Below are 22,238 nucleotides of genomic sequence, written 5' to 3'. Positions count from 1 at the left end.
CGCGGCATCAAAGCTCGAAGCTGGTGATCAGCGGAATATGGTCCGACGGGCGCTCCCAATCGCGGCAATCGAGCAGCACGCGATGATCGCGCGCCTGCTTCGCCAGATCGGGCGAGGCCCACATGTGATCCAGCCGCCGCCCGCGGTTGGACGCCTTCCAGTCCTTGTTGCGATAGCTCCACCAGCTATAGCTCTTTTCCTCGGGCGCGACATATTCGCGGCCGATGTCGACCCAGCCGTGGGCATTCCTGAAACGGTCCAGCGCCTCGACCTCTATGGGCGTATGGCTGACGACTTTCAGCAGTGCCTTATGGCTCCACACGTCATGTTCCAGCGGGGCGACGTTGAAATCGCCGACGATCAGGCTGGGACGGTCCACCGTGTCGGCCCAGAACGCCATGCGTTCAAGGAAGTCGAGCTTCTGGCCGAACTTGGGATTGATCTCGCGGTCGGGCTCGTCGCCGCCAGCGGGAATATACACATTCTCCAGCAGCAGCCCCTTGCCGGCGCCGCCGATTTCCACGCCGACATGCCGCGCCTCGCCATTGTCCTGCCAGTCGTGCCGGGTCAGTTCGGTCAAAGGCAGTTTCGAAACGGTGGCGACACCGTGATAGCCCTTTTGCCCGTGCACCGCGCGGTGGGTATAGCCAAGGCGTTCAAAGGCGGCATGGGGGAACAGATGTTCGGCCACCTTGATCTCTTGCAGGCACAACACGTCGGGTTGCTGCTCTGTCAGAAAACGCTCGACCTGATCGAGGCGGAGGCGGACGGAATTGATGTTCCAGGTTGCGATGGTGACCATGCAGCGGGCCATAGGGCCTTCGCCATCAAAGTCCAATCGTGCAGTTGCACCGAATATGTCGCGATGGGTGACGGGATTGTCACAAGACCGACACCGTTATCGTGCAGGGGGTTCGGAACTTGGGGGACCGGAGCTTAGGGAACCGGATATGCAAAACCCCCGACCCGGGGGCATTGGGTCGGGGGTTGCCATTCGCGTTCGTCACGCTCGGCAAGATGCGGTTTGTTGGGACGGGCAACAGGGGGGAAACCCGATTCCCTCGCATCTTGTTCGGTAATTTCTACGCCCGAACGCCTGTCGATTAGATGAACGAAGCTGTTAGGGAAAGGGCCGTTCGTCGCTATACCCGCACAATTGACCGTTAATTAGCCCTAAAGAGCCTTAACGGTCAGCGTTTCTGCCTCGGACGGACGTCCTTGAATGCAAAAGTGCCGTCGCTGACGGGGATTCCATAGCGCTGGTTGTCAAGAAAGATCTTGGTGATCTTGTTCTGAGAATCGACGGAGACCCAGCTTTCCAGCTCCAGCCCGCCGGGGGCCGATGCGTTCTTGTTGAAGATCAGCGTGATCGTTCCGTATTCGGGATGCTTGGGGTCCTTGACCTGCACGCTGATCAGATCGGGATGGCGCACCGGCATCAGCCTGCCATAGCGCATCACATCCTTGTCCGGGTCGAGCAGGGCGCCCAGCGGGCTATTGCTGATCGGCCAGACCTGTTTTTGCCGGACTTCGTAATCCAGCATGGTCAGCCGCGAACCGTCGGAGACGATCAGGACGGGCACGTCCTTTTGATATTCGAAGCGGATCTTGCCGGGGCGCTTCAGCACCATCTTGCCGGTCAGCTGCTGACCGTTGCGGTCGACCTGCACGAAATCCGCGCTCATCGTCTTGATGGCACGAAGCGCCGCGACGGCGCGGGCCAGATCGTCCTGTGCCTGTGCGGAAGAGCTGGCCGCGGAAGAGTTGGCAGAGCCGGAGCTGGCAATGGCGGGCGCGACTGGAAGGGCCAGCGCGGCGGGCATGACCAGCGAAGCAGCGGCAGCAAGGGTGAGCGTGCGCCCGGGGCGAGCGTTTGAAAACATTGCGGAAATCATCCCGGTGTCATGACGTGTCGCCATTGAACCCGTGGTGAACCGGCGGGTTCCGGAATTCCGTCCGATTTTTCCGGCAGCGAATGGCCCGAAAAATGCCTGAAGACAGGAGCGCGGGCCGGCAACATCGCCGCCCGCGCGCAAGATCACTTGATCTTGGCTTCCTTGAATTCGACGTGCTTGCGAACGACGGGGTCGTACTTACGCTGCACCATCTTCTCGGTCATGTTGCGCGGGTTCTTCTTGGTCACATAGAAGAAGCCGGTATCGGCGGTAGAGACCAGCCGGATCTTGACAGTTGCGGGCTTCGCCATGGCGTATTCCTAAATATCCTAATGCGGGCAGCACCAATTGGCGTTACCGCGCGGTGTTCCGGTTCAAGTCTGAGAATCGATTCTCGTGGCAGGGCGATTGCGGTAATCCGTCGGAATCACCGGCAGGCCTTGCCAAAGCGTGGGGGCCTTTGCTGGAATTGGCGGCGCAAGTCAAGCTCTGCGCCGCATTCGGGCTGCAGGCGCGGCGATTAGCGGCCCCTTCGGCCCAGTACCACACCCGCGATCACGCCCAGCACGGCGGCCACGCCCGCTCCGCCATAAAGCCAGCCCTTGCGCGCCTTGCGCAAACGCGTCAGCGCGGCCTCATCCAGATAGAAGCCGCCTTCCGCCCCGCGAATCACGCCATCGGCGCGCATGGCATCGAAACGGTCGGCCTCGATCGGGTCGGTCGGCACGATATCGACGGCCTTGTCGGGCGACGTCGCCTGAAACGAGCGATAGCGGGACGCGACGACTTCTTCCATCTCGCGCTCGCCCCGTGCGATTTCCGCGACATTGCTGCTCATGCTGAACTCTCCCGAAACTGGTACGGCCTGAACCCTGCAGGCTCCTGCCCATCAAGCATTCGCAAGCCGCTTTGTTCCGGCGGCTTTGCAATAACGACATGGAAGCCCGGGCAACCAACGCAAAACGGCGCCGGATCGCTCCGGCGCCGCTGGAATGTGCGAAACGCGCGCTCTTATTGCGGAGCAGCGTCCATTTCGTCGGCAGCGTCTTCCATCGCGTCCTTCGTTTCTTCGCCCTGCTCTTCGATGGCGTCGGCCTGCTCGTCGGTGATCATGCCGGCATCTTCCATCGCATCGGCTTCGGCTTCGGCCTGTTCGTCAATCGCTTCGGCCTGGTCTTCCATGGCGTTCTCTGCCGGGCTGTCACAGGCGGCGAGAGCAAGGCCAAGAGCGGCGGTGCTGGCGATAGCAATGATCTTCTTCATGGTCTGTCCCCTTGAAAGGTTTCGGATTTTGTCGGTTGGCGGCCTTGGCCGTTGAACCTGACAATGAATCGGGATGGCGAAAGGTTCCGCCATCCCGACAGAAAAATTGTTATGGCCGTTAACGGACGGTGCCGCGACGGAACAGGTTGACGATTGCCAGCAGCACGACCGCGCCCAGGAACGAGAACAGCAGCGCCGTCAGGTTAAAGCCGTTCAGAATGGTATTGCCGCCGGCCACCAGACCGGCCAGAAGCGCGCCGGCGATGCCGACGACCACGTTCAGCAGGATACCCTGCTGTGCGTCGGTGCGCATGACGATGCTGGCAAGCCAGCCGATGATGCCGCCGACGATGATCATGATAATAATGCCCATCGTGAATTCCTCTTGATTGCGTTTGCCAAGGAAACGAGGGGCTGCCGGATTTGGTTCCGCCGTTACGCGTCCTGTTCGAACTGCAATGCGGCCAGACCGGCATAAAGGCCGCCACGCTCGACCAGCTGGGCATGGGTCCCGTGTTCGACAATGGCGCCGTGTTCCATCACCACGATCCGGTCCGCCGCGCGCACGGTGGCCAGCCGGTGCGCGATGACCAGCGTGGTGCGCCCTTTCATCAGCGTTTCCAGCGCGCCTTGCACCAGTCTCTCGCTCTGCGCGTCGAGCGCGCTGGTGGCTTCATCCAGCAGCAGCAGGGGTGCATCGCGCAGCAGGGCGCGGGCAATGGCGACACGCTGGCGCTGGCCGCCTGAAAGCCGCGCGCCGCCTTCGCCGATGAACGTGTCCAGCCCGTCGGGCAAGGCGCGCAGGAACTGTTCGGCATTGGCGGCGCGGGCGGCTTCCCAGATGGCCTCGTCGCTTGAATCCCATGCCCCGTAACGCAGATTGTCACGCGCGCTGGCGGCGAACAGCACGCTTTCCTGCGGCACAAGGGCAAGGCGGCGGCGAACGTCTTCGGGATCGGCGCGGGTCAGGTCGATCCCGTCCACCCGTACGCTTCCCGCCTGCGGGTCATAGAAACGGGCGATCAGCTGGAACAGGGTCGATTTGCCTGCGCCCGACGGGCCGACGATGGCCACGGTCTCGCCCGGCTCTACCGTCAGCGAGAAATCGTCGAGTGCCTTGTCGTCGGGCCGCGTGGGATAGCGGAAGGTGACATTCTGGAACGCGACCGATCCGCGCGGCGGGTAGGGCAGCGCCTGCGGCCGGGCGGGGGCGGCAATGGCGGGCCGGGTCGCCAGCAATTCGCCCAGCCGCTGCGCCGCGCCCGCCGCGCGCAGCAGATCGCCGTAAACCTCTGCCAAAGAGCCGAATGCGCCGCCGACAAGGCCCGCCGTAATGACGAAAGCTGCAATCGTGCCGCCGGTGATATGCCCCGCCTGCACGTCCAGCGCGCCGCGCCACATCAGCGCGACCAGCGCGCCCAGCACCAGCCCCATGGCCAGCGCCGTCAGCAATGCGCGCATGAAGATGCGCTTTTTCGCGGTTTCGAACGACCGCTCGACCGCACCGCCGAAACGCTGCGCCTCGCGCTTTTCCTGATTGAAGACCTGCACGATGCGGATGCCGCCCAGCACTTCGCTGACCATCGCGCCCAGATCGGCGATGCGGTCCTGGCTCGACCGTGACAACAGGCGTACGCGGCGGCCCATCAGCACTAGCGGGATCACCACGGCGGGAATCGCCAGCAGCAGCCACACAGTCAGCTTCGGGGCAAGGATGAACATATATATCGTGCCGCCGATCGCCGTCAGCGCATTGCGCAGCGCGACCGAAATGGTCGAACCGACCACCTGTTCGATAATCGCGGTGTCCGAAGTCATGCGCGAAGAGATTTCGCGCGGATTGTTCTCTTCGTAAAACGACGGGGGCAGGGTGACGAGATTGTCGTAAACCCGCAACCGCAGATCCGCGACAACGCGTTCGGACAGCCACGAGACGAGGAAGAACCGGAACGCGGTGCCGATGGCCAGCACCAGCACGAGGATCAGCAGATACTGGAACCAGCGGGTGATTTCCCCCTCGCCGAAGCCGCGGTCGATCACCAGCTTGAAGCCCGACGGGATCGCAAGCGTCGCCGCCGATGTCGTCAAAAGCGCCAATGCCGCGCCGATCATGTGCCCCGGATAGCGCCCCGCTGCGCCGATCAGCATCCATAGTGGCCCCATCGAACGCGCGGGCTTGGCATTCTTGCCGTCCGGGGCGCTTTCGTCGGCCCCGCCCGTCAGGGACGGCGATTCGCTTGCGGATCCGGTGGCTGGGGTCAGGCTGGTCGGCTCGGTCATGACAGCCGCGTAGAGGAAAGCGCGCTCCGATTGAAGCGGGTTAAATGGCTGATCCCCGTGCAATCTGCACCCGCCCCGTCCCGATCCGGAACTGCGCGCAGGATTGCTGCATTGCAACGAACCCCCGTAACGATCTAAACAAGGGCAATATCGCCCGTGCCTAGCGGGCGGAACGGCCGGTCTTGCTGCAAGGGCGATAAGGGGCTTTTGCAAGCGGCTGACGGCAAGGAGAATTGCACGTGCTCTATTCGCTTTACGAGATTCAGCAGGCCTGGCGCTCTTCGGCGACCGCGATGGCGTCGGTCACTGCGGAATGGCTGAATAATCCAAAGAATCCCGTGGGTTCGATGGGGTTCGGCCCGACGATCTCGTCCGCGTTGGAAGTGTTCGCCCATGCCGCCGAACCGCGCGGCAAACCCGCTTTCGGCATCGGCACGGTGCATATGGACGGCAAGACCCATGAGGTGACCGAGGCCGACGTGCTTCACAAACCCTTCGGCAATCTGAAGCGGTTTACCCATTCCGGCCTGCCCGCCGACCGCCCCAAAGTGCTGATCGTCGCACCGATGAGCGGGCATTATGCCACGCTGCTGCGCGGCACGGTGGAGCGCATGCTGCATAATGCAGAGGTTTATATCACCGATTGGGCCGATGCGAAGATGGTGCCCATGGCCGACGGGCTGTTCGATCTGGACGATTACATCGACTATATTATCGAGTTTCTGGAGCATATCGGCCCCGGCGCGCATATGGTGGCGGTGTGTCAGCCATCGGTGCCTGCCTTTGCGGCGACGGCAGTGATGGCGGACGACGGCAATCCCTGTCGCCCCGCCACGCTGACCATGATGGGCGGCCCGATCGACACGCGCGAAGGCCCGACCGAAGTGAACGAGATGGCGGTCAACCGCCCGATGCACTGGTTCAAGCAATATCTGATCCAGACCGTGCCGATGCATTATCCCGGCGCGGGCCGTAAGGTCTATCCCGGCTTTCTGCAGCTGTCGGGTTTCATGTCGATGAACCTTAGCAACCATATGATGAGCCAGTATGGCCTGTTCAAACATCTGGTGGCGGGCGACGGCGAAAGCGCCGATGCGACCAAGACCTTTTATGACGAATATCTGTCGGTCTGCGACATGACGGCGGAATTCTACCTTCAGACCGTGAACGCGGTGTTCAAGGAATATCTGCTGCCGCGCGGCCTGCTGACCCATCGCGGCAAGACCGTCGATCTGGGCAAGATCACCGACACCGCGATCCTGTGCGTAGAGGGCGAGCGCGACGATATTTCGGGCGTGGGACAGACCAAGGCCGCACTGGCGCTGACGCCCGGCCTGCCCGACGCGCTCAAGAAATACCATCTGCACCCCGGCGTTGGCCATTACGGCATCTTCAACGGGTCGAAATGGCGCGGTAAGATCGCGCCCGTGGTCGAAAAATGGATGGCCGATCACGCGCGCCCCAAATTGCAGGCCGTGGCTTAGGATCACGGCCTGAAAACCGCATTTGCGGTTACCGGCTGCGCGCGCGGGCATGTTCACCTTTATTTGCAGCTGTTTGCGCCCTGAATTCAGGGCGCAGGCCGATCCCCGTCTTATGCCGGCGTTTACCCTTTCCGTTTAAGATGCCTTCGCGCACTGCGGTGCATGATGGAAGAATGAACGGAATGACTCGCATAATTGCTTTCGTATTGCGTGCCGGCGGTGCCGTCGGCGGGGCCTTTGCCGGTTGGCAAATGCCGCCCGAAATCCTGACCAGCCTTTTGGCCAACGTGGGCCTTGGGCCAGAGGCGGGGGTGACGGCGGGCATGGCCGCGATCGCGCTATGCGTATTGGGCGGCGTGTTCGGCCTGCTGCTGGGTTCGGCCGTCGCGGGCGTTTTGCCCGAAGGGTCGACCGATCCTGTCGGCACGCGCGAGGAAGCGGCCGCATCGGTGCCGCGTCTGCGCCGCCATCTGGGTGAAAACAACGGCATGCCCAAGCGCGCCGGTTCGCCGCTGGAGCGTCTGTCCGCGCCGCCTGCGGGGCAGCAATTGCCCAAGCATGACCTGAGCCATATTCCGCCCGCGCCCAAGGATGACGAGATCAGCTTCGACCGGATTCCGAATACCGGCTTTTACGCCGACATCGAATCGCCGGTGCAGTTCGAGGACGATGGCGAGGATCTCGCCCGTTTTGCCGCCGCGCAGGACGAAGCGCCTGTCCGCCCCGCGCCCGATCCCGACCATGGCTGGGGTGACGAGGATGCAGGATGGGATATGCCCGATGCCGCAAGCGAACAGCCCGCCGAAGCGCCGGTCGAATCCGAAGCGGTCGAATCCGAAGCGGTCGGGCCGGAAGCATTCGAGGAAGAACCGGTCGCGGAGATCGGGGAGCAGCCCGCAGGTTTTGAGCCGGAGCCTGCCGCCTTCGCCCGCCCCGAACCCGTTTTCGAGCCCGCCATCGAGGCCGCGCCCGAACCGGCGCAGTGGCAACGGACCGAACCCGTGCCGCAGCCTGCCCCCGAACTGGCACATGCGCGCGTACAGCCGCTGTATCGCGATACCGGCCATGACGGTCACAGCGCACCGCGTTTCGCGCCGGGCCTGACCGGCGGCATGGATGCCGACTGGTTCGCGGGCGAAGCGGACGAGGAAGAGGATGCCGACGACGATGGCGCGGGTTATGGCTCGCTGATGGCGATCGGGCTTGGCAAAACGCATCAGCCGCGTCCCAATGCGCCCACGCACCGGCTGGGGGAAGCGAACCTGTCACCCATGCCCTTGCTCGACGCAAGCCGCGAACACCGGCCGATCCCGAACGGTGCCGGTCCGCAGGATTTCCGCCTGCGCGAGGCTTTGCAGGAACTGAAGCGGGTCTGAACCGCCATTCCGGCCATGCCGGAAATCGGCGGAATCCTGCGATTCAACGCCTTGCAGATCAAAGATTTCCGTCAGCAGAGTTGCAAAGACAGCTTCCTGTCGTCATTGGGGTCAAACGCGCAATAACTGCGCCTCTCAGGGGGCGGGCTGATTCGCGCATATATTCCGGGTAATGGTGCCCGGGCCCCGACAGGATAGGTGACAATGGGTTTTCCGCCGGTTCAAGGCCTCTACGACGCGCGTAACGAACACGACAACTGCGGTGTGGGTTTCGTTGCCCATATCAAAGGCAAAAAATCCAACGCGATTATTCAGCAGGGCCTGACCATTCTGGAAAATCTGGACCACCGCGGCGCGGTGGGGGCCGACCCGCTTTTGGGCGATGGCGCGGGCATTCTGATCCAGATGCCCGATGCGCTGCTGCGCAAATGGGCAGAGGGCGAGGGCAAGACCCTGCCGCCTTTGGGCGATTATGCCGTGGCCATGTGCTTCCTGCCGCAGGATGCGCCTTCGCGCGATTTCGTGGTCGCCCAGTTCGAGAAATTCATCGGCAAGGAAGGGCAGCAGCTTGTCGGCTGGCGCGATGTGCCGACCACTCTGGACGGTCTGGGCAAGACCGTGCTGGAACAGATGCCGGTGATCCGCATGGCGGTCATCGCGCGCGGCGGCAATTGCGAGGATCAGGACGCGTTCGAACGCAAGCTCCTTTCGATCCGCAAGCAGACCCAGAACCCGCTGGCGGCGCTGGCCGAAAAGCACGGGCTTCCGGGCCTGACCGAACTGTACATGCCCAGCTTTTCCAGCCGGACCATCGTGTACAAGGGGCTGTTGCTCGCCAATCAGGTCGGCAGTTTCTATGACGATCTGCGCGATCCCGACTGCACCTCGGCACTGGCGCTGGTGCACCAGCGGTTCAGCACCAATACTTTCCCAAGCTGGAAGCTGGCGCAGCCGTTCCGCCTGATCGCCCATAATGGCGAGATCAACACGGTTCGCGGCAATGTGAACTGGATGAACGCGCGCCGCCGCACCATGGAATCGCCGCTTCTGGGCGCCGATCTCGACAAGATGTGGCCCATCATCCCGCATGGTCAGTCGGATACGGCCTGCCTCGACAATGCGCTCGAACTGTTGCTGGCGGGCGGGTACAGCCTTGCCCATGCGATGATGATGCTGATCCCCGAAGCGTGGGCCAAGAACCACGAAATGGATCCGGCGCGCCGTGCATTCTATGAATATCACGCCGCGCTGATGGAGCCGTGGGACGGCCCCGCATCGGTTGCGTTCACCGATGGCCGCCAGATCGCCGCCACGCTGGACCGTAACGGCCTGCGCCCCGCGCGCTATTGCGTGACCAAGGACGATCTGGTCTGCCTCGCGTCGGAAAGCGGCGTACTGCCATTTGCGGAAGAGGACATCACCCGCAAATGGCGCCTGCAACCCGGCAAGATGCTGCTGATCGACCTTGAAGAAGGCCGCATCGTCGAGGACGAGGAGCTGAAAGCCGAACTCGCCAACGCGCATCCTTATGAAAAATGGCTGCGCGATACGCAGTACAAGCTGGAAGATCTGGACATTGTCGAGATCGAGGCCGACGACGTGCCGGTCGATCCCACTGCCGACAGCGAGCTGTTCCTGCGCCGCCAGCAGGCGTTCGGCTATACGCAAGAGGATGTGACCAAATTCCTCGAGCCGATGCTGTACAACGGTGACGATCCGATCGGTTCGATGGGCACCGACACGCCGATCGCCGTGCTTTCAAAGCGTTCGCGCCTGCTGTACGACTATTTCAAGCAGAACTTTGCGCAGGTCACCAACCCGCCGATCGATCCGATCCGCGAAGAGCTGGTGATGAGCCTGCTGTCGATGATCGGTCCGCGCCCGAACCTGCTGGGCCGCGATTCCGGCACGCACAAGCGGCTTGAAATAACGCAGCCGATCCTGACGAACAGCGATCTGACCAAGATCCGCTCGGTCGAATCGGGCCTTGACGGTGCGTTCCGTACTGCGACCATCGACATGACCTGGGATGCCGCGACCGGTGCCGAGGGGCTGGAGATGGCGATCAAGGAAATGTGCTGGGCCGCGACCGAGGCCGTGCTGGCCGACAAGAACATCCTGATCCTGTCGGACCGCGCGCAGGGGCCCGACCGCATCGCCATGCCTGCGTTGCTGGCGACGTCGGCGGTGCATCACCACCTCGTGCGTCAGGGCCTGCGCATGCAGACCGGCCTTGTCGTCGAAACGGGCGAAGCGCGCGAAGTGCACCATTTCTGCGTGCTGGCGGGTTACGGCGCGGAGGCGATCAACCCTTATCTCGCCTTCGAGACGCTGGAGAGCATTCGCGTTCACCGCGAGGCACCGCTCTCGGCCGAGGATGTCGAATACAACTATATCAAGGCCATCGGCAAAGGCATCCGCAAGGTGATGTCGAAGATGGGGATCAGCACCTATCAGTCATACTGCGGTGCCCAGATCTTCGATGCGGTCGGCCTGTCGACTGCGTTCATCGACAAATATTTCACCCGCACGGCGACGACCATCGAAGGCGTCGGCCTGGCCGAAGTCGCGGAAGAGACGGTGCGCCGTCACACGGCCGCCTATTCGGAAGAGCAGATCTATCAAAAGATGCTCGATGTCGGCGGCATCTATCAATATCGCGTTCGGGGCGAGGACCATGCGTGGACCCCCGCCAATATCGCGAATTTGCAGCATGCGGTGCGCGGCAACGACTGGTCGAACTATGAAGAGTTCGCCAGGTCGATCAACGAGCAGTCGGAACGCCTGCTGACGATCCGCGGCCTGATGGAGCTGAAAAAGGCCGACAAGCCGATCCCGCTGGACGAGGTGGAGCCCGCTGCCGAGATCGTGAAACGTTTCGCAACCGGCGCGATGAGCTATGGCTCGATCAGCTGGGAAGCGCATACCACGCTGGCGCTGGCCATGAACCGGATCGGCGGCAAGTCGAACACCGGTGAGGGCGGCGAGGATCCCAAGCGTTTCCTGCCCTTGGAAAACGGCGATTCGATGCGTTCGGCGATCAAGCAGGTGGCATCGGGCCGTTTTGGCGTGACTACCGAATATCTGGTCAATGCCGACGACATCCAGATCAAGATGGCGCAGGGCGCAAAGCCGGGCGAAGGCGGTCAGTTGCCGGGTCACAAGGTCGACAAGACCATTGGCGCCACCCGTCATTCGACGCCGGGCGTGGGCCTGATCTCGCCCCCGCCGCATCACGACATCTATTCGATCGAGGATCTGGCACAGCTGATCCACGATCTGAAGAACGTGAACCCCTCGTCGCGCATCTCGGTGAAGCTGGTGTCCGAAGTGGGCGTCGGCACGGTGGCTGCGGGCGTGTCCAAGGCGCGTGCCGATCATGTCACCATCTCGGGCTATGAAGGCGGTACGGGCGCGTCCCCGCTGACGTCGCTGACCCATGCGGGAAGCCCGTGGGAAATCGGCCTTGCCGAAACGCAGCAGACGTTGCTGCTCAACGATCTGCGTGCGCGGATTGCGGTGCAGGTCGATGGCGGGCTGCGCACGGGCCGCGACGTTGCCATCGGCGCGCTGCTGGGCGCGGACGAGTTCGGTTTCGCCACCGCGCCGCTGATCGCGGCGGGGTGCATCATGATGCGCAAGTGCCACCTCAATACCTGTCCGGTGGGCGTGGCGACGCAGAATCCCGAACTCCGCAAGCGCTTCACCGGCATGCCCGAGCATGTGGTGAACTATTTCTTCTTCGTCGCCGAGGAACTGCGCCAGATCATGGCCGAAATGGGCTTCCGCACGCTGGAGGAAATGACCGGGCGGGTCGACCGCATCGATATGAAGCGCGCCGTTTCGCACTGGAAGGCGCATGGTATCGACCTGTCGAAACTGCTGCATCAGGTAAAGCCGGTCGAAGGGCACGAGCTGTACCGGACCGAAACGCAGGATCACGGGCTTGAGGCGGCGCTGGATCAAGACCTGATCAAGGCGGCGGCCCCCGCGCTGGAAAAGGGCGAAAGCGTCCGGATCGAGCGTGCGATCAAGAACGTGAACCGCACCGCGGGCACCATGCTTTCGGGCGAGGTCGCCAAGAAATACGGCCATGCAGGCCTGCCCGACAACACGATCCGCGTATCCTTTACCGGCGTCGCGGGGCAGAGCTTTGCCGCATGGCTTGCGCATGGCGTGACGCTGGAACTGACGGGCGATGCCAATGACTATGTCGGCAAGGGCCTCTCGGGCGGCCGCGTGATCGTGAAGCAGCCCGACGGCATGGACCGCGATCCGACGAACAACATCATCGTCGGCAATACCGTGCTTTACGGCGCGATCGCGGGCGAGGCGTTCTTTAACGGCGTGGGCGGCGAACGTTTCGCGGTGCGCAATTCGGGCGCGATCGCGGTGGTCGAAGGCACCGGCGACCATGGCTGCGAATATATGACCGGCGGCACCGTCATGGTGCTGGGCCCCACGGGCCGCAATTTCGCGGCGGGCATGTCGGGCGGCATCGCCTATGTCTATGACGAGGACGGCCAGTTCGCGAAGCGTTGCAATACCGAGATGGTCGAGCTGCGCGAGATTGCCGCGACGGACGAGGACGTGCCCCACGCGGCGCGACCGCAACAGCGCGGCCAGTCGGTCAATGATTTCGGCATGGGCGATCCGCTCTATTTCGATGCGCAGCGGATCAGGGTGCTGCTGGAACGCCATATCCTGCACACTGACAGCAGCCGCGCAAAGGCGATCCTCGACGATTTCGACAATGCGGTCACCCGCTTCGTCAAGGTGATGCCGCGCGATTACGAGAATGCACTGAAAATGCTGGAAACCGAACGGCTTGAAGCCGAATCGGTCGCGGCGGAATAAGGGAGGCACGCATGGGTAAGGAAACGGGCTTCCTGGAACTCGACCGCCAGGATCGCACTTACGAGGCGCCGACCGAGCGTCTCAAGCACTATAAGGAATTCGTCGTTCCGCACGATCCGCAGGCCCTTCAGGGGCAGGCGAGCCGCTGCATGAACTGCGGTATTCCCTACTGCCACAATGGCTGTCCGGTGAATAATATCATCCCGGACTGGAACCACCTTGTGTACGAGGGGAACTGGAAGGAGGCGCTGGTCAACCTGCACTCCACCAATAATTTCCCCGAATTCACCGGCCGCGTCTGCCCCGCACCTTGTGAGGCAAGCTGCACGCTGAACATCGTGGACCAGCCGGTGACCATCAAGTCGATCGAATGCGCGATCGTCGACAAGGGCTGGCAGGAAGGCTGGATCGTTCCGCAGCCGCCCGAGAAGAAGACCGGCAAGTCGATTGCCGTCGTCGGTTCGGGTCCGGCGGGCATGGCCTGCGCCCAGCAACTGGCGCGGGCGGGCCATTCGGTGACGCTGTTCGAAAAGAACGACCGTATCGGCGGGTTGCTGCGCTACGGCATCCCCGACTTCAAGATGGAAAAGCACCTCATCAATCGCCGCGCGGCGCAGATGGAGGCCGAAGGCGTCTCGATCCGCACCAGCACCGAGGTGGGCGTCGATATTTCGATGAAGACGCTGAAGGAAAACTTCGACGCGGTGGTGCTGTCGGGCGGCGCCGAAGAGGCGCGCACGCTGGATATTCCGGGTTCGGAAATGAGCGGGGTGCGCCTTGCCATGGAATTCCTGACCCAGCAGAACAAGCGCAATGCGGGCGACAGCGAGGAACGTGCAGCCCCGCGCGGCACTCTGGTCGCGACCGACAAGCATGTCATCGTGATCGGCGGCGGCGACACGGGCTCCGACTGCGTCGGCACCTCGAACCGTCAGGGCGCTGCCAGCGTCACCCAGATCGAGATCATGCCCAAGCCGCCCGAGCGTGAGGACAAGGCGATGACGTGGCCGAACTGGCCGCTGAAATTGCGCACCTCGTCCAGTCACGAGGAAGGCGTCGACCGCGACTGGGCTATCCTGACCAAGCGCGTGGTGGGCGAAAACGGCAAGGTGACGGGCCTCGAATGCGTCCGCCTCGAATGGGAAGGGCGCGAGATGAGGGAAGTGCCGGACAGCACTTTCACGCTCAAGGCCGACCTGATCCTGCTGGCCATGGGCTTCGTCGGCCCGCGCAAGTCGGGCATGCTCGACCAGGCGGGTGTCGAATATGATCCGCGCGGCAATGTGCTGGCCGATACGGTCAGCTACAAGACCAGCGACGACAATGTTTGGGCGTGCGGCGATATGCGGCGCGGGCAGAGCCTTGTCGTCTGGGCCATCCGCGAGGGCCGCCAGTGCGCGCGTTCGGTGGACGAGGCGCTGATGGGGGTGACCGACCTGCCGCGTTAATTGCGGCAGGGCACCGCTTTACCAATCGATCGGATCACGTCCGTTTTCGCGCAAGAACGCATTGGCGCGGCTGAACGGGCGCGATCCAAAAAAGCCGCGATGCGCCGATAGCGGGCTGGGGTGCGGGCTTTCGATCACCAGATGGTGCGAGGACGATCCCAGCGCGGCAATGCGCCGGGCCTTTTGCTGCGCATGGCTGCCCCACAGGATGAACACGCTCGGCGTGTCACTGGCGGCCACGGCTTCCACGCAGGCATCGGTGATGGCATCCCAGCCGCGTTTCGCATGCGATCCGGCCCTGGCGGCCTCCACCGTCAGCGTGTTGTTGAGCAGCAGAACGCCCTGCTGCGCCCAGCGTGTCAGATCGCCGCCCGTGCGCGGTTCGACGCCCAGATCGCTGGCGAGCTCCTTATAGATATTGCGTAGCGACGGCGGCAGCCTCACCCCGTCGGGCACCGAAAAGGCCAGCCCGTGCGCCTGCCCCGGCCCGTGATAGGGGTCCTGACCCAGGATCACGATTTTCACCTCGTCCAGCGGCGTCAGGGCCAGCGCGGCCAGCCGTTGGCCGCGCGGCGGATAGACCGTGCGCCCCGCCGCTTCCTCTCCCTTGAGCCATGCGTCCAGCCTGCGCGCTTCCTCGCTGGCGAGAACGGGATCGAGTGCGGCAGACCAGCTGGCAGGGACGGAATCGGACATGGCTGCTACGATAGCGGCCGGGGCGCACCGGCTACCAGCCCTCAACCTGTCGCTTTCCCCTGCGCAGCGGCGCTCTCGCCCCTTTCCCAACGGTGCAATCCCCCCTAAGGACGGGCCATGACAGTCTATCTCCACGAAGAAGACCTGCCCGAAGGCGTGCTCGCGCCCGGGCCGATCGCCGTCGACACCGAGACCATGGGCCTTATCACCCCGCGCGACCGGCTGTGCCTTGTTCAGATCAGCGACGGGCAGGGGGACGAACATCTCGTCCGCTTTCGACCCGACAGCCCTTATAACGCGCCCAATCTGTGCGCCGTGCTGGCCGACCCGTCGCGAGAGAAATATTACCATTTCGCCCGCTTCGATCTGGCCGCGATCCAGTATTATCTGGGCGTGATGGCCGCACCGGTGTTCTGCACCAAGATCGCCAGCAAGCTGACGCGCACTTATACCGACCGGCACGGGCTGAAGAATCTGGTCAGCGAATTGCTGGGCAAGGACATTTCCAAACAGCAACAGTCGAGTGACTGGGGCGCGCCCGAACTGAACGAGGCGCAGCGCGAATATGCCGCCAGCGACGTGCGCTATCTGCACGACATGGTCGCCATCTTCCGCGAAAGGCTGGAGCGTGAGCATCGCACCGGCATGGCGCAGGCCTGTTTCGACTTTTTGCCCGCCCGCGCGCTGCTGGACCTTGAAGGTTGGGCCGACAAGGACATCTTCAGCCACGAGGCATAAGGCCCGAAGGTTGTTGCGATAGTCGAACCCCATGAGCGTCGAGGCCACCATTGTCCGCCACAAGCGCCGCGAGCAGGCCGCGCCGGGCGGGTCGCATGACCGGCTGATCCATTTCCTGCTGGTCGCACTGCCCGTGTGCATTGGCGTGCTGGTGGCGCTGATGGTGCTGGCGCCCGTGGCATCGCAGGGAGAGGTGAGCTTCCTGCTCGACCGCAATCAGGTCGAGTTGACCGAGAACCGCATGATGGTCGATAATGCGATGTATCGCGGCGCCGACAATCGCGGGCGGCCCTTTTCGGTGCAGGCAGGCAGCGCCCTGCAACGCACCAAGGAGCGCGGACTGGTCGAGATGAACGATCTGACCGCGCGCATGTTGCTCAACGAAGGGCCTGCCGTGCTGACGGCGCAGAACGGCACCTATGACCTTGATGCCGACAGCGTGCGTTTTCCCGGCGCCGTCAATTTCACGGCGGCCGACGGCTACCGCATGATCGCACGCAATGTCTCGGTCCTGCTGGCCGACAAGAAAATCATGGGCGACGGGCGCGTCAACGGGCGGGTGCCGTCGGGCACATTCTCGGCCGACCGGCTGGAAGGCGATTTACAGGCGCGCACGGTTTCGCTTATCGGCAATGCGCGGCTTCGGATGGAGCCGGGGGCGCTGAATGCGCGGTGACGGAAAGATCATGACGAACAAGACCATCACTCTCCGCAAGATCGCGATGCGCGGCGCCATCGGCTTTGCCGTAACGGCGGCGGCCCTTCTGGGCGCGCAGCAATTGTCGGCACAGGCGATTGCCGGTTTCAATTCGCGCCAGCCGGTCGATTACGCGGCAGACCGGATCGAATTGCAGGACCGTGCCGAACGGGTCGTGCTGTCGGGCAATGTGGTGGTGAACCAGGGCGATCTGCGGCTGACGGCGGCGCGCACGATCGTCGATTACACCAATACCGATGCGCTGCGGATTCAGCGCATCACCGCCACCGGCGGCGTATCCGTCACGCGCGGCAGCGAGAATGCGCGCGGCAATGTCGGCGTCTATGATTTCAACCGCCGCACCATCACGCTGGTCGGCGATGTGGCGCTGCGGCGCGGCACCGACACGCTGAACGGCGGGCGTCTGGTGATCGATCTGAACACCGGCGTGTCCAGCGTGGATGGCAGCGCGGCGGGCAGCTCCTCTGCGGTGGGCGGCACGACCAATTCGCGCGGCCGCGTTTCGGGCAGCTTCTCGGTCCCCGAAAACTGATTTCCTGAAGATCAGCGGCGCGCGCCGGCGGCGCGGGCAATCTCGGTACAGCCTGCCGCGAACAGCAACGGCGCGGCCTGGCTGTCGGCCAGCAGGGCGCGGTGCAGCGCGATCAGCCGGTCGCTCAGCCGCGCCAGTTTCGGCCCGTGCCATTGCTGCAGCTGGCGCGAAATGGCGGCGCGTTCCTTGAAGAAGATGCGCGGATCGTTCTCGACCGCCTTGGCGACATTTTCGCCGGGGCGGATGCGCGCGGCGATCTGCGTCAATTGCGCAACCCGCCGCTCCATCGCCAACACCGTGCCGACAGGGTTCAAACCGTGCTGGCGGAACCGCGCCAGCTCGTGCGGCAGGCGGACGACATCGCCCGAGATGACGGCATCGACCAGCGGCATCATGCCGTCGTCCTCGGTCTCCGCGCCGATCGCGTCAATATCCTCTGCGCTTACGCTGCGCGGCGCATGGCTGTCGGCATCCAGATAAAGCGCCAGTTTCTGCACCTCTGCAGCGGCCATGCGCGTATCCAGCGCGACGGATGCGGCGATTCTCTGCGCCAGTTCGGCGCCCATGCGCAGCCCCGCCCCATCGGCCAGCCTGCGCACCTCTGCCGTGACGGACCGCAGATCGGGCGGATAGAACATCACCACCAGCGCATCGTCGCGCTTTTCCAGCAGCTTGGCACTGCGCGACTTGTCGGTCGCGCTGCTGGCGATGACGATAACCGGCCAGCCATCGGCCAGCTCGGCCTCGCTCGCATCGGTCAGGATTTTCAGCGCGTCATGCGCTTCCTCGCCATTGGCGCGCACGATGATGTGGCGCATGTCGCCGAACAGGGACGTAGAGCGCGTCTCGTCCGACAGGCGGACCGGATCGCGTTTCAGCTCGCTGCCTTCGATTTCCACCCGCTCGCCCGCATCGGGCAACAGTTCCACGATGCGCGCCGCCGCGCCATGCGCGCCCGCTTCGTCCGGACCGCAGAAAAAGAAGACCTTGACCGAACCGGCAGCGCGCGGTGCGGTCTGGGCGAACTTGCTGCTATTGATCTTCAACTTGGGGCTGCATTTGCTGGCGCAGGGTGGTCGACACGCGGGTCACGATGCTGTCTGCGACATCATCGGTCAGATTTTCCAGCGCGGTCTGTTCGGCGGCGATGGTCGCATATTCGCTGGATACCACGTCGATCCCTGCATCGGCCCCGTCGGTTGCATCCAGCAAGGTTTCGCCGCTCGCCAGATCGACAAGGCGATAGCGCGCGCGCAAGGTGCGGCGTTCGCGTCCGATGGTGTCGTCGCCCAGCAGACCAAGGCCGGTCAGCTGATCGTCAAGCACGACATCCAGCCGATAGCGGGCGGAGCCGCCGCCATTGCCCATCCGCTGGTTCAGCGCATCGCGCATCAGCCAGCCGCTCTGCCCCGGAATCGGCGCGACCTCGACCGCGGACAGGCCTTGCGCCACCGCGCCCGATCCGCCGCCCGCATAGACGGGTTCCAGCGAACAGCCACCCAGAACCGGTGCCATGACGGCACCAAGGATCAGGGCAGGCAGCAGGGCGGATTTGCGCATCAGATGACCAGATTGATTCTATATAACCAGATTAACAAGGCGATCGGGCACCACGATAACCTTGCGGATCTCGGCCCCTTCAAGGTTACGCTGAACCTTCTCGCTGGCAAGCGCAAGCGCCTCCAGCTCTTCCTTGGGCAAGCCCTTGGGCACGGTCAGCGTGTCGCGCAGCTTGCCCCTGACCTGCACGGCGACGGTCACCTCGTCATCGACCAGCAGGGCGGGATCGACGTCGGGCCATGCGGCCTGCGCGACCAGTCCGGCCTGTCCGGCATTCGCCCATGCTTCTTCGGCCAGATGCGGCATCATGGGCGAGACAAGCTTCATGATCGCAAGGATCGCCTCGCTCCGACTGGCGGACGGGGGCGCCTTTTCGACCACGCCCGTCAGCTCGTAGATACGCGCAACGGCCTTGTTGAAGGACAGCGCCTCGATATCCTCGGCCACGGCGGCGACGGTCTGGTGCTGCTTGCGGGCGACGGCCTTGTCGTCGCCGGTGGCAGCGGCATCGTACTGGCCGAACAGGCGCCACAGGCGCTGAACGAAACGGCCGCATCCCTCGATGCCTGCTTCGCTCCACGGCAGATCGCGTTCGGGCGGGCTGTCGGACAGCATGAACCAGCGCACTGCATCGGCGCCGTATTGGGCAATGATCTCGTCCGGGTCGACGACGTTCTTTTTCGACTTGGACATCTTGATCACGCGGCCGACATCGACTGCGTCACCGCCATCGACCAGTACCGCCCCGTCGCTGCTGCGGTTTACTTCTGCAGGCGAGTAATAGACGGTGCGGCCATCAACCTCGCGGCTATAGGTCTCATGCGTGACCATGCCTTGCGTGAACAATTGCGCAAAGGGTTCGGTCACGTCGATCAACCCGCAATGGGCCAGGGCGCGCGTCCAGAAACGGGCATAGAGCAGATGCAGGATCGCATGCTCGATCCCGCCGATATACTGGCCAACCGGCAGCCATTGGGCGATCTCGTCCTTGTCGAACGGCTTGTCGCCCGGCTGGCTGGCAAAGCGCAGGAAATACCACGAGCTGTCGACGAACGTGTCGAGCGTATCGGTTTCACGCCGCGCCGCGCTGCCGCATTTCGGGCAATTGGTGTGCTTCCACGTCGCATGGCGTTCCAGCGGGTTGCCTGGCGTCTTGAAATCGACGTCCTCGGGCAGTTTTACCGGCAGCTGGTCTTGCGGAACCGGCACCACGCCGCAGGCATCGCAATGGATGAACGGGATCGGCGTGCCCCAGTAACGCTGGCGCGAAACGCCCCAGTCGCGCAGGCGGTATTGCGTCTTGGCGACGCCCCAGCCGTCCTCGCCCGCGCGGATGATGATCGCGGTCTTCGCTTCTTCCACCGGCAATCCGGTCAGGAAACCGGAATTGACGATCACGCCCTCGCCAGCCTCAGCCTCGCCATCGAAAGGCTTGTCGGCATCGGCCAGGGTGGGCGCGACGACGCGGGGGATGGGCAGGCCGTATTTGGTCGCGAATTCAAAGTCGCGCTGGTCGTGACCGGGGACTGCCATGATCGCGCCGGTGCCGTAATCCATCAGCACGAAATTGGCGATCCAGACCGGCAGGTCCTCGCCCGTGAACGGATGCGCGACTTTCAGGCCGGTGTCGTAACCCAGCTTTTCCGCCGTCTCCAGCTCGGCCGCGGTGGTGCCGCCCGCGCGGCATTTCTCGATGAATTCCTGCGCCTGATGGTCGGTCGCGGCGACGGCATGGGCGATCGGATGCTCTGCCGCGATGGCGACAAAGCTGGCGCCGAAGATCGTGTCGGGCCGGGTGGTATAGACCTCGATCGTCTCGTCGAAATTGCTGCCCTTGAAATGGGCCTGCAGGCCGGTCGATTTGCCGATCCAGTTTTCCTGCATCAGCCGGACCTTTTCAGGCCATTTGTCGAGGGTCGACAGACCCTCCAGCAGCTCGTCCGCGAATTGGGTGATCTTCAGGAACCACTGGCTCAGCTTGCGCTTTTCAACCAGCGCGCCCGAGCGCCAGCCGCGTCCGTCGATCACCTGCTCGTTCGCCAGCACGGTCATGTCGACCGGATCCCAGTTCACCGCCGATTCCTTGCGGTAAACCAGCCCCGCTTCATACAGCTTCAGGAACAGCGACTGTTCCTGCCCGTAATATTCCGCGTCGCAGGTCGCGAATTCGCGGCTCCAGTCCAGCGCAAAGCCCAGCCGCTGCAATTGCGCCTTCATGTTGGCGATATTGTCGCGCGTCCAGCCGCCGGGGTGCACGCCCTTTTCCATGGCGGCATTTTCGGCGGGCATGCCGAATGCGTCCCAGCCCATCGGGTGGAGCACTTCGTGCCCTGTCATCGCCTTGAAGCGCGCAAGCACGTCGCCCATCGTGTAATTGCGCACGTGCCCGATATGGATGCGCCCCGAGGGGTAGGGAAACATCTCCAGCACATAGGTTCTGGGCTTGGTGCTGGCGCTGTCGGCGCGGAAAATCCCCGCCTCGTCCCAGGCGCGCTGCCAGCGTCCGTCGGCGCTGGACGGATCGAAACGCTCTTCACTCATCAGTTGCAAATACCTGCTTGGATCAGCCCATCAACGCATCGCGGCGCATTTCACGCGCGCGGGTGAGGATAATGTCTTCAAGCTTTTGCACCGTCGCGGCCTGCACCGGCGCGCCCACCCACTGGCCGCCGCTCATCACCTCGCGGCTGGCGTTCACGCGCAGCGCATCGGCGCGCAGATCCTGATCGAGGATCGAGACGGTCACCTTCATGCGTTCGGCCGGATTTTGCGGGTTGGTGTACCAGTCGGTCACGATGACGCCGCCATTGCTGTCGGTTTGCAGCATGGGCATGAACGACAGCGTGTCCAGGCTGGCGCGCCACAGATAGGCGTTGATGCCGATGGTGGTGACATTTGCCGCCGCCAGATCGGTTTCCACCCGCTTGCTGTTCCCGCCGCAAGCCGCCAGTGCGGCGATCATTCCCGCCGCCAGAACGGCACGGGCGGAAAGGCGGCGCAGATTGGCGGCGTCTGCGAGTTGCACGGGGGTCGCGGTCATGATGCGAAATTCTTCCTGTTCTGCTTGCTCTGGCCCGAATGCGCATGATGCCTGTCGGTGACGCGCATCGGGCAACGCGCGGCTGCTCTATCACCGCGATTGCACGGCGGGCAAGCTTTCAGCACCACCCTTTATGACACTGTGCTGAACGGGGGCCGGAACAGGGGCCGGAACAGGGGCTGGAACGGGCAGTCATTTGCGGCGCGAAAAGGGCCCGGGAAGGCGGACCCCGCGGGGCGATCGGTCGGCAGCGGTCCGCGTGACCGCCCGCTCCGGCGAAAGATTTTGCACCGGCGCATAAAAATGGCTGTCGATTTCATGCAACAGCAACAATCAAGAGTCATGCGGGCG

19 protein-coding genes are annotated in these 22,238 nt (G+C 63.5%); 7 read left to right on the top strand and 12 right to left on the bottom strand.

The window, feature by feature from the left end; genetic code table 11:
- Nucleotides 1–7 precede the first annotated feature (7 nt).
- The 7 genes from xth to LOZ74_RS16480 form a co-directional block, all read right to left on the bottom strand.
- The gene (gene xth / locus LOZ74_RS16510) at nt 8–802 is read right to left on the bottom strand and encodes an exodeoxyribonuclease III (protein WP_230292086.1); all 795 of its coding nucleotides are present in this window, start codon (nt 800–802) and stop codon (nt 8–10) included.
- A 388-nt stretch (nt 803–1,190) separates the two neighbouring features.
- Nucleotides 1,191–1,883 carry an outer-membrane lipoprotein carrier protein LolA gene (locus LOZ74_RS16505; protein WP_230292085.1) on the bottom strand — a complete coding sequence of 231 codons (693 nt, stop codon included), beginning with the start codon at nt 1,881–1,883 and terminating at the stop codon, nt 1,191–1,193.
- A gap of 155 nt (nt 1,884–2,038) precedes the next feature.
- Nucleotides 2,039–2,206: a 50S ribosomal protein L33 gene (rpmG, locus tag LOZ74_RS16500; RefSeq protein WP_066764720.1), complete on the bottom strand. Its 168-nt coding sequence runs from the start codon at nt 2,204–2,206 to the stop codon at nt 2,039–2,041.
- 209 nt (nt 2,207–2,415) lie between these two features.
- Nucleotides 2,416–2,733: a hypothetical protein gene (locus tag LOZ74_RS16495; RefSeq protein ID WP_230279820.1), complete on the bottom strand. Its 318-nt coding sequence runs from the start codon at nt 2,731–2,733 to the stop codon at nt 2,416–2,418.
- Between the two features lie 173 nt (nt 2,734–2,906).
- Entirely contained in the window at nt 2,907–3,158 is a 252-nt protein-coding gene (locus LOZ74_RS16490) for a hypothetical protein (protein ID WP_230279821.1), read from the bottom strand.
- A gap of 118 nt (nt 3,159–3,276) precedes the next feature.
- On the bottom strand, nt 3,277–3,531 hold the full coding sequence (locus tag LOZ74_RS16485) for a GlsB/YeaQ/YmgE family stress response membrane protein (RefSeq protein WP_230279822.1): 255 nt from the start codon (nt 3,529–3,531) through the stop codon (nt 3,277–3,279).
- Nucleotides 3,532–3,593: 62 nt separating this feature from the next.
- Nucleotides 3,594–5,321: an ABC transporter transmembrane domain-containing protein gene (locus LOZ74_RS16480; protein ID WP_370638915.1), complete on the bottom strand. Its 1,728-nt coding sequence runs from the start codon at nt 5,319–5,321 to the stop codon at nt 3,594–3,596.
- Nucleotides 5,322–5,677: 356 nt separating this feature from the next.
- Here LOZ74_RS16480 and LOZ74_RS16475 point away from each other — a divergent pair, with 356 nt between their 5' ends.
- The 4 genes from LOZ74_RS16475 to LOZ74_RS16460 all read left to right on the top strand — a co-directional run bounded on the left by LOZ74_RS16475 (nt 5,678) and on the right by LOZ74_RS16460 (nt 14,603).
- Complete coding sequence (locus tag LOZ74_RS16475) at nt 5,678–6,922, top strand: polyhydroxyalkanoate depolymerase (RefSeq protein ID WP_230292084.1); 1,245 nt, start codon at nt 5,678–5,680, stop codon at nt 6,920–6,922.
- Between the two features lie 182 nt (nt 6,923–7,104).
- Nucleotides 7,105–8,298: a hypothetical protein gene (locus LOZ74_RS16470; RefSeq protein WP_230292083.1), complete on the top strand. Its 1,194-nt coding sequence runs from the start codon at nt 7,105–7,107 to the stop codon at nt 8,296–8,298.
- Nucleotides 8,299–8,502: 204 nt separating this feature from the next.
- Nucleotides 8,503–13,155, top strand: coding sequence for a glutamate synthase large subunit (gene gltB, locus LOZ74_RS16465; RefSeq protein ID WP_230292082.1), 4,653 nt, complete (start codon nt 8,503–8,505; stop codon nt 13,153–13,155).
- Between the two features lie 11 nt (nt 13,156–13,166).
- The gene (locus tag LOZ74_RS16460; RefSeq protein WP_230292081.1) at nt 13,167–14,603 is read left to right on the top strand and encodes a glutamate synthase subunit beta; all 1,437 of its coding nucleotides are present in this window, start codon (nt 13,167–13,169) and stop codon (nt 14,601–14,603) included.
- Between the two features lie 18 nt (nt 14,604–14,621).
- Here the strand turns inward: LOZ74_RS16460 and LOZ74_RS16455 are convergent, their stop codons facing one another.
- Nucleotides 14,622–15,299: a uracil-DNA glycosylase gene (locus LOZ74_RS16455; RefSeq protein ID WP_230292080.1), complete on the bottom strand. Its 678-nt coding sequence runs from the start codon at nt 15,297–15,299 to the stop codon at nt 14,622–14,624.
- 117 nt (nt 15,300–15,416) lie between these two features.
- Between LOZ74_RS16455 and LOZ74_RS16450 the strand changes: the two genes are divergently transcribed.
- From LOZ74_RS16450 to LOZ74_RS16440, 3 genes are read left to right on the top strand one after another with little or no spacing between them, the layout of a single operon-like run.
- Nucleotides 15,417–16,037 (top strand): ribonuclease D, encoded by a 621-nt coding sequence (locus LOZ74_RS16450; protein WP_230292079.1) that lies wholly within the window; start codon nt 15,417–15,419, stop codon nt 16,035–16,037.
- 31 nt (nt 16,038–16,068) lie between these two features.
- The gene (gene lptC, locus LOZ74_RS16445) at nt 16,069–16,713 is read left to right on the top strand and encodes an LPS export ABC transporter periplasmic protein LptC (RefSeq protein ID WP_230279829.1); all 645 of its coding nucleotides are present in this window, start codon (nt 16,069–16,071) and stop codon (nt 16,711–16,713) included.
- A 10-nt stretch (nt 16,714–16,723) separates the two neighbouring features.
- Nucleotides 16,724–17,287 (top strand): LptA/OstA family protein, encoded by a 564-nt coding sequence (locus tag LOZ74_RS16440; RefSeq protein WP_230279830.1) that lies wholly within the window; start codon nt 16,724–16,726, stop codon nt 17,285–17,287.
- An 11-nt stretch (nt 17,288–17,298) separates the two neighbouring features.
- Here LOZ74_RS16440 and holA read toward each other — a convergent pair whose 3' ends face one another.
- Genes holA through LOZ74_RS16420 form a run of 4 tightly spaced genes read right to left on the bottom strand, consistent with a single transcriptional unit; the run spans nt 17,299 to nt 21,809 of the window.
- The gene (holA, locus tag LOZ74_RS16435; protein ID WP_230292078.1) at nt 17,299–18,333 is read right to left on the bottom strand and encodes a DNA polymerase III subunit delta; all 1,035 of its coding nucleotides are present in this window, start codon (nt 18,331–18,333) and stop codon (nt 17,299–17,301) included.
- Entirely contained in the window at nt 18,320–18,847 is a 528-nt protein-coding gene (gene lptE, locus LOZ74_RS16430; protein ID WP_230292077.1) for an LPS assembly lipoprotein LptE, read from the bottom strand. Before lptE ends, holA begins: the two co-directional genes overlap by 14 nt.
- A gap of 18 nt (nt 18,848–18,865) precedes the next feature.
- A complete protein-coding gene (gene leuS / locus LOZ74_RS16425) occupies nt 18,866–21,388 on the bottom strand; it encodes a leucine--tRNA ligase (RefSeq protein WP_230292076.1) in 2,523 nt (840 codons plus the stop codon).
- 22 nt (nt 21,389–21,410) lie between these two features.
- Nucleotides 21,411–21,809, bottom strand: a complete 399-nt coding sequence (locus tag LOZ74_RS16420) for a DUF3576 domain-containing protein (protein ID WP_230281898.1) — start codon at nt 21,807–21,809, stop codon at nt 21,411–21,413.
- Nucleotides 21,810–22,238 lie beyond the last annotated feature (429 nt).

Origin of the sequence: Croceicoccus sp. Ery5 (assembly GCF_020985325.1) — a bacterium.
Classification (GTDB): domain Bacteria; phylum Pseudomonadota; class Alphaproteobacteria; order Sphingomonadales; family Sphingomonadaceae; genus Croceicoccus.
This window is presented reverse-complemented; position numbering and strand designations above follow the sequence as displayed.

Bases quoted from the DNA above. Each gene is read 5' to 3' on its own strand.
- xth (WP_230292086.1), bottom strand. From the start codon at position 802: ATGGTCACCATCGCAACCTGGAACATCAATTCCGTCCGCCTCCGCCTC.
- LOZ74_RS16505 (WP_230292085.1), bottom strand. From the start codon at position 1,883: ATGTTTTCAAACGCTCGCCCCGGGCGCACGCTCACCCTTGCTGCCGCT.
- rpmG (WP_066764720.1), bottom strand. From the start codon at position 2,206: ATGGCGAAGCCCGCAACTGTCAAGATCCGGCTGGTCTCTACCGCCGAT.
- LOZ74_RS16495 (WP_230279820.1), bottom strand. From the start codon at position 2,733: ATGAGCAGCAATGTCGCGGAAATCGCACGGGGCGAGCGCGAGATGGAA.
- LOZ74_RS16490 (WP_230279821.1), bottom strand. From the start codon at position 3,158: ATGAAGAAGATCATTGCTATCGCCAGCACCGCCGCTCTTGGCCTTGCT.
- LOZ74_RS16485 (WP_230279822.1), bottom strand. From the start codon at position 3,531: ATGGGCATTATTATCATGATCATCGTCGGCGGCATCATCGGCTGGCTT.
- LOZ74_RS16480 (WP_370638915.1), bottom strand. From the start codon at position 5,321: ATGGGGCCACTATGGATGCTGATCGGCGCAGCGGGGCGCTATCCGGGG.
- LOZ74_RS16470 (WP_230292083.1), top strand. From the start codon at position 7,105: ATGACTCGCATAATTGCTTTCGTATTGCGTGCCGGCGGTGCCGTCGGC.
- gltB (WP_230292082.1), top strand. From the start codon at position 8,503: ATGGGTTTTCCGCCGGTTCAAGGCCTCTACGACGCGCGTAACGAACAC.
- LOZ74_RS16460 (WP_230292081.1), top strand. From the start codon at position 13,167: ATGGGTAAGGAAACGGGCTTCCTGGAACTCGACCGCCAGGATCGCACT.
- LOZ74_RS16455 (WP_230292080.1), bottom strand. From the start codon at position 15,299: ATGTCCGATTCCGTCCCTGCCAGCTGGTCTGCCGCACTCGATCCCGTT.
- LOZ74_RS16450 (WP_230292079.1), top strand. From the start codon at position 15,417: ATGACAGTCTATCTCCACGAAGAAGACCTGCCCGAAGGCGTGCTCGCG.
- lptC (WP_230279829.1), top strand. From the start codon at position 16,069: ATGAGCGTCGAGGCCACCATTGTCCGCCACAAGCGCCGCGAGCAGGCC.
- LOZ74_RS16440 (WP_230279830.1), top strand. From the start codon at position 16,724: ATGACGAACAAGACCATCACTCTCCGCAAGATCGCGATGCGCGGCGCC.
- lptE (WP_230292077.1), bottom strand. From the start codon at position 18,847: ATGCGCAAATCCGCCCTGCTGCCTGCCCTGATCCTTGGTGCCGTCATG.
- leuS (WP_230292076.1), bottom strand. From the start codon at position 21,388: ATGAGTGAAGAGCGTTTCGATCCGTCCAGCGCCGACGGACGCTGGCAG.
- LOZ74_RS16420 (WP_230281898.1), bottom strand. From the start codon at position 21,809: ATGATCGCCGCACTGGCGGCTTGCGGCGGGAACAGCAAGCGGGTGGAA.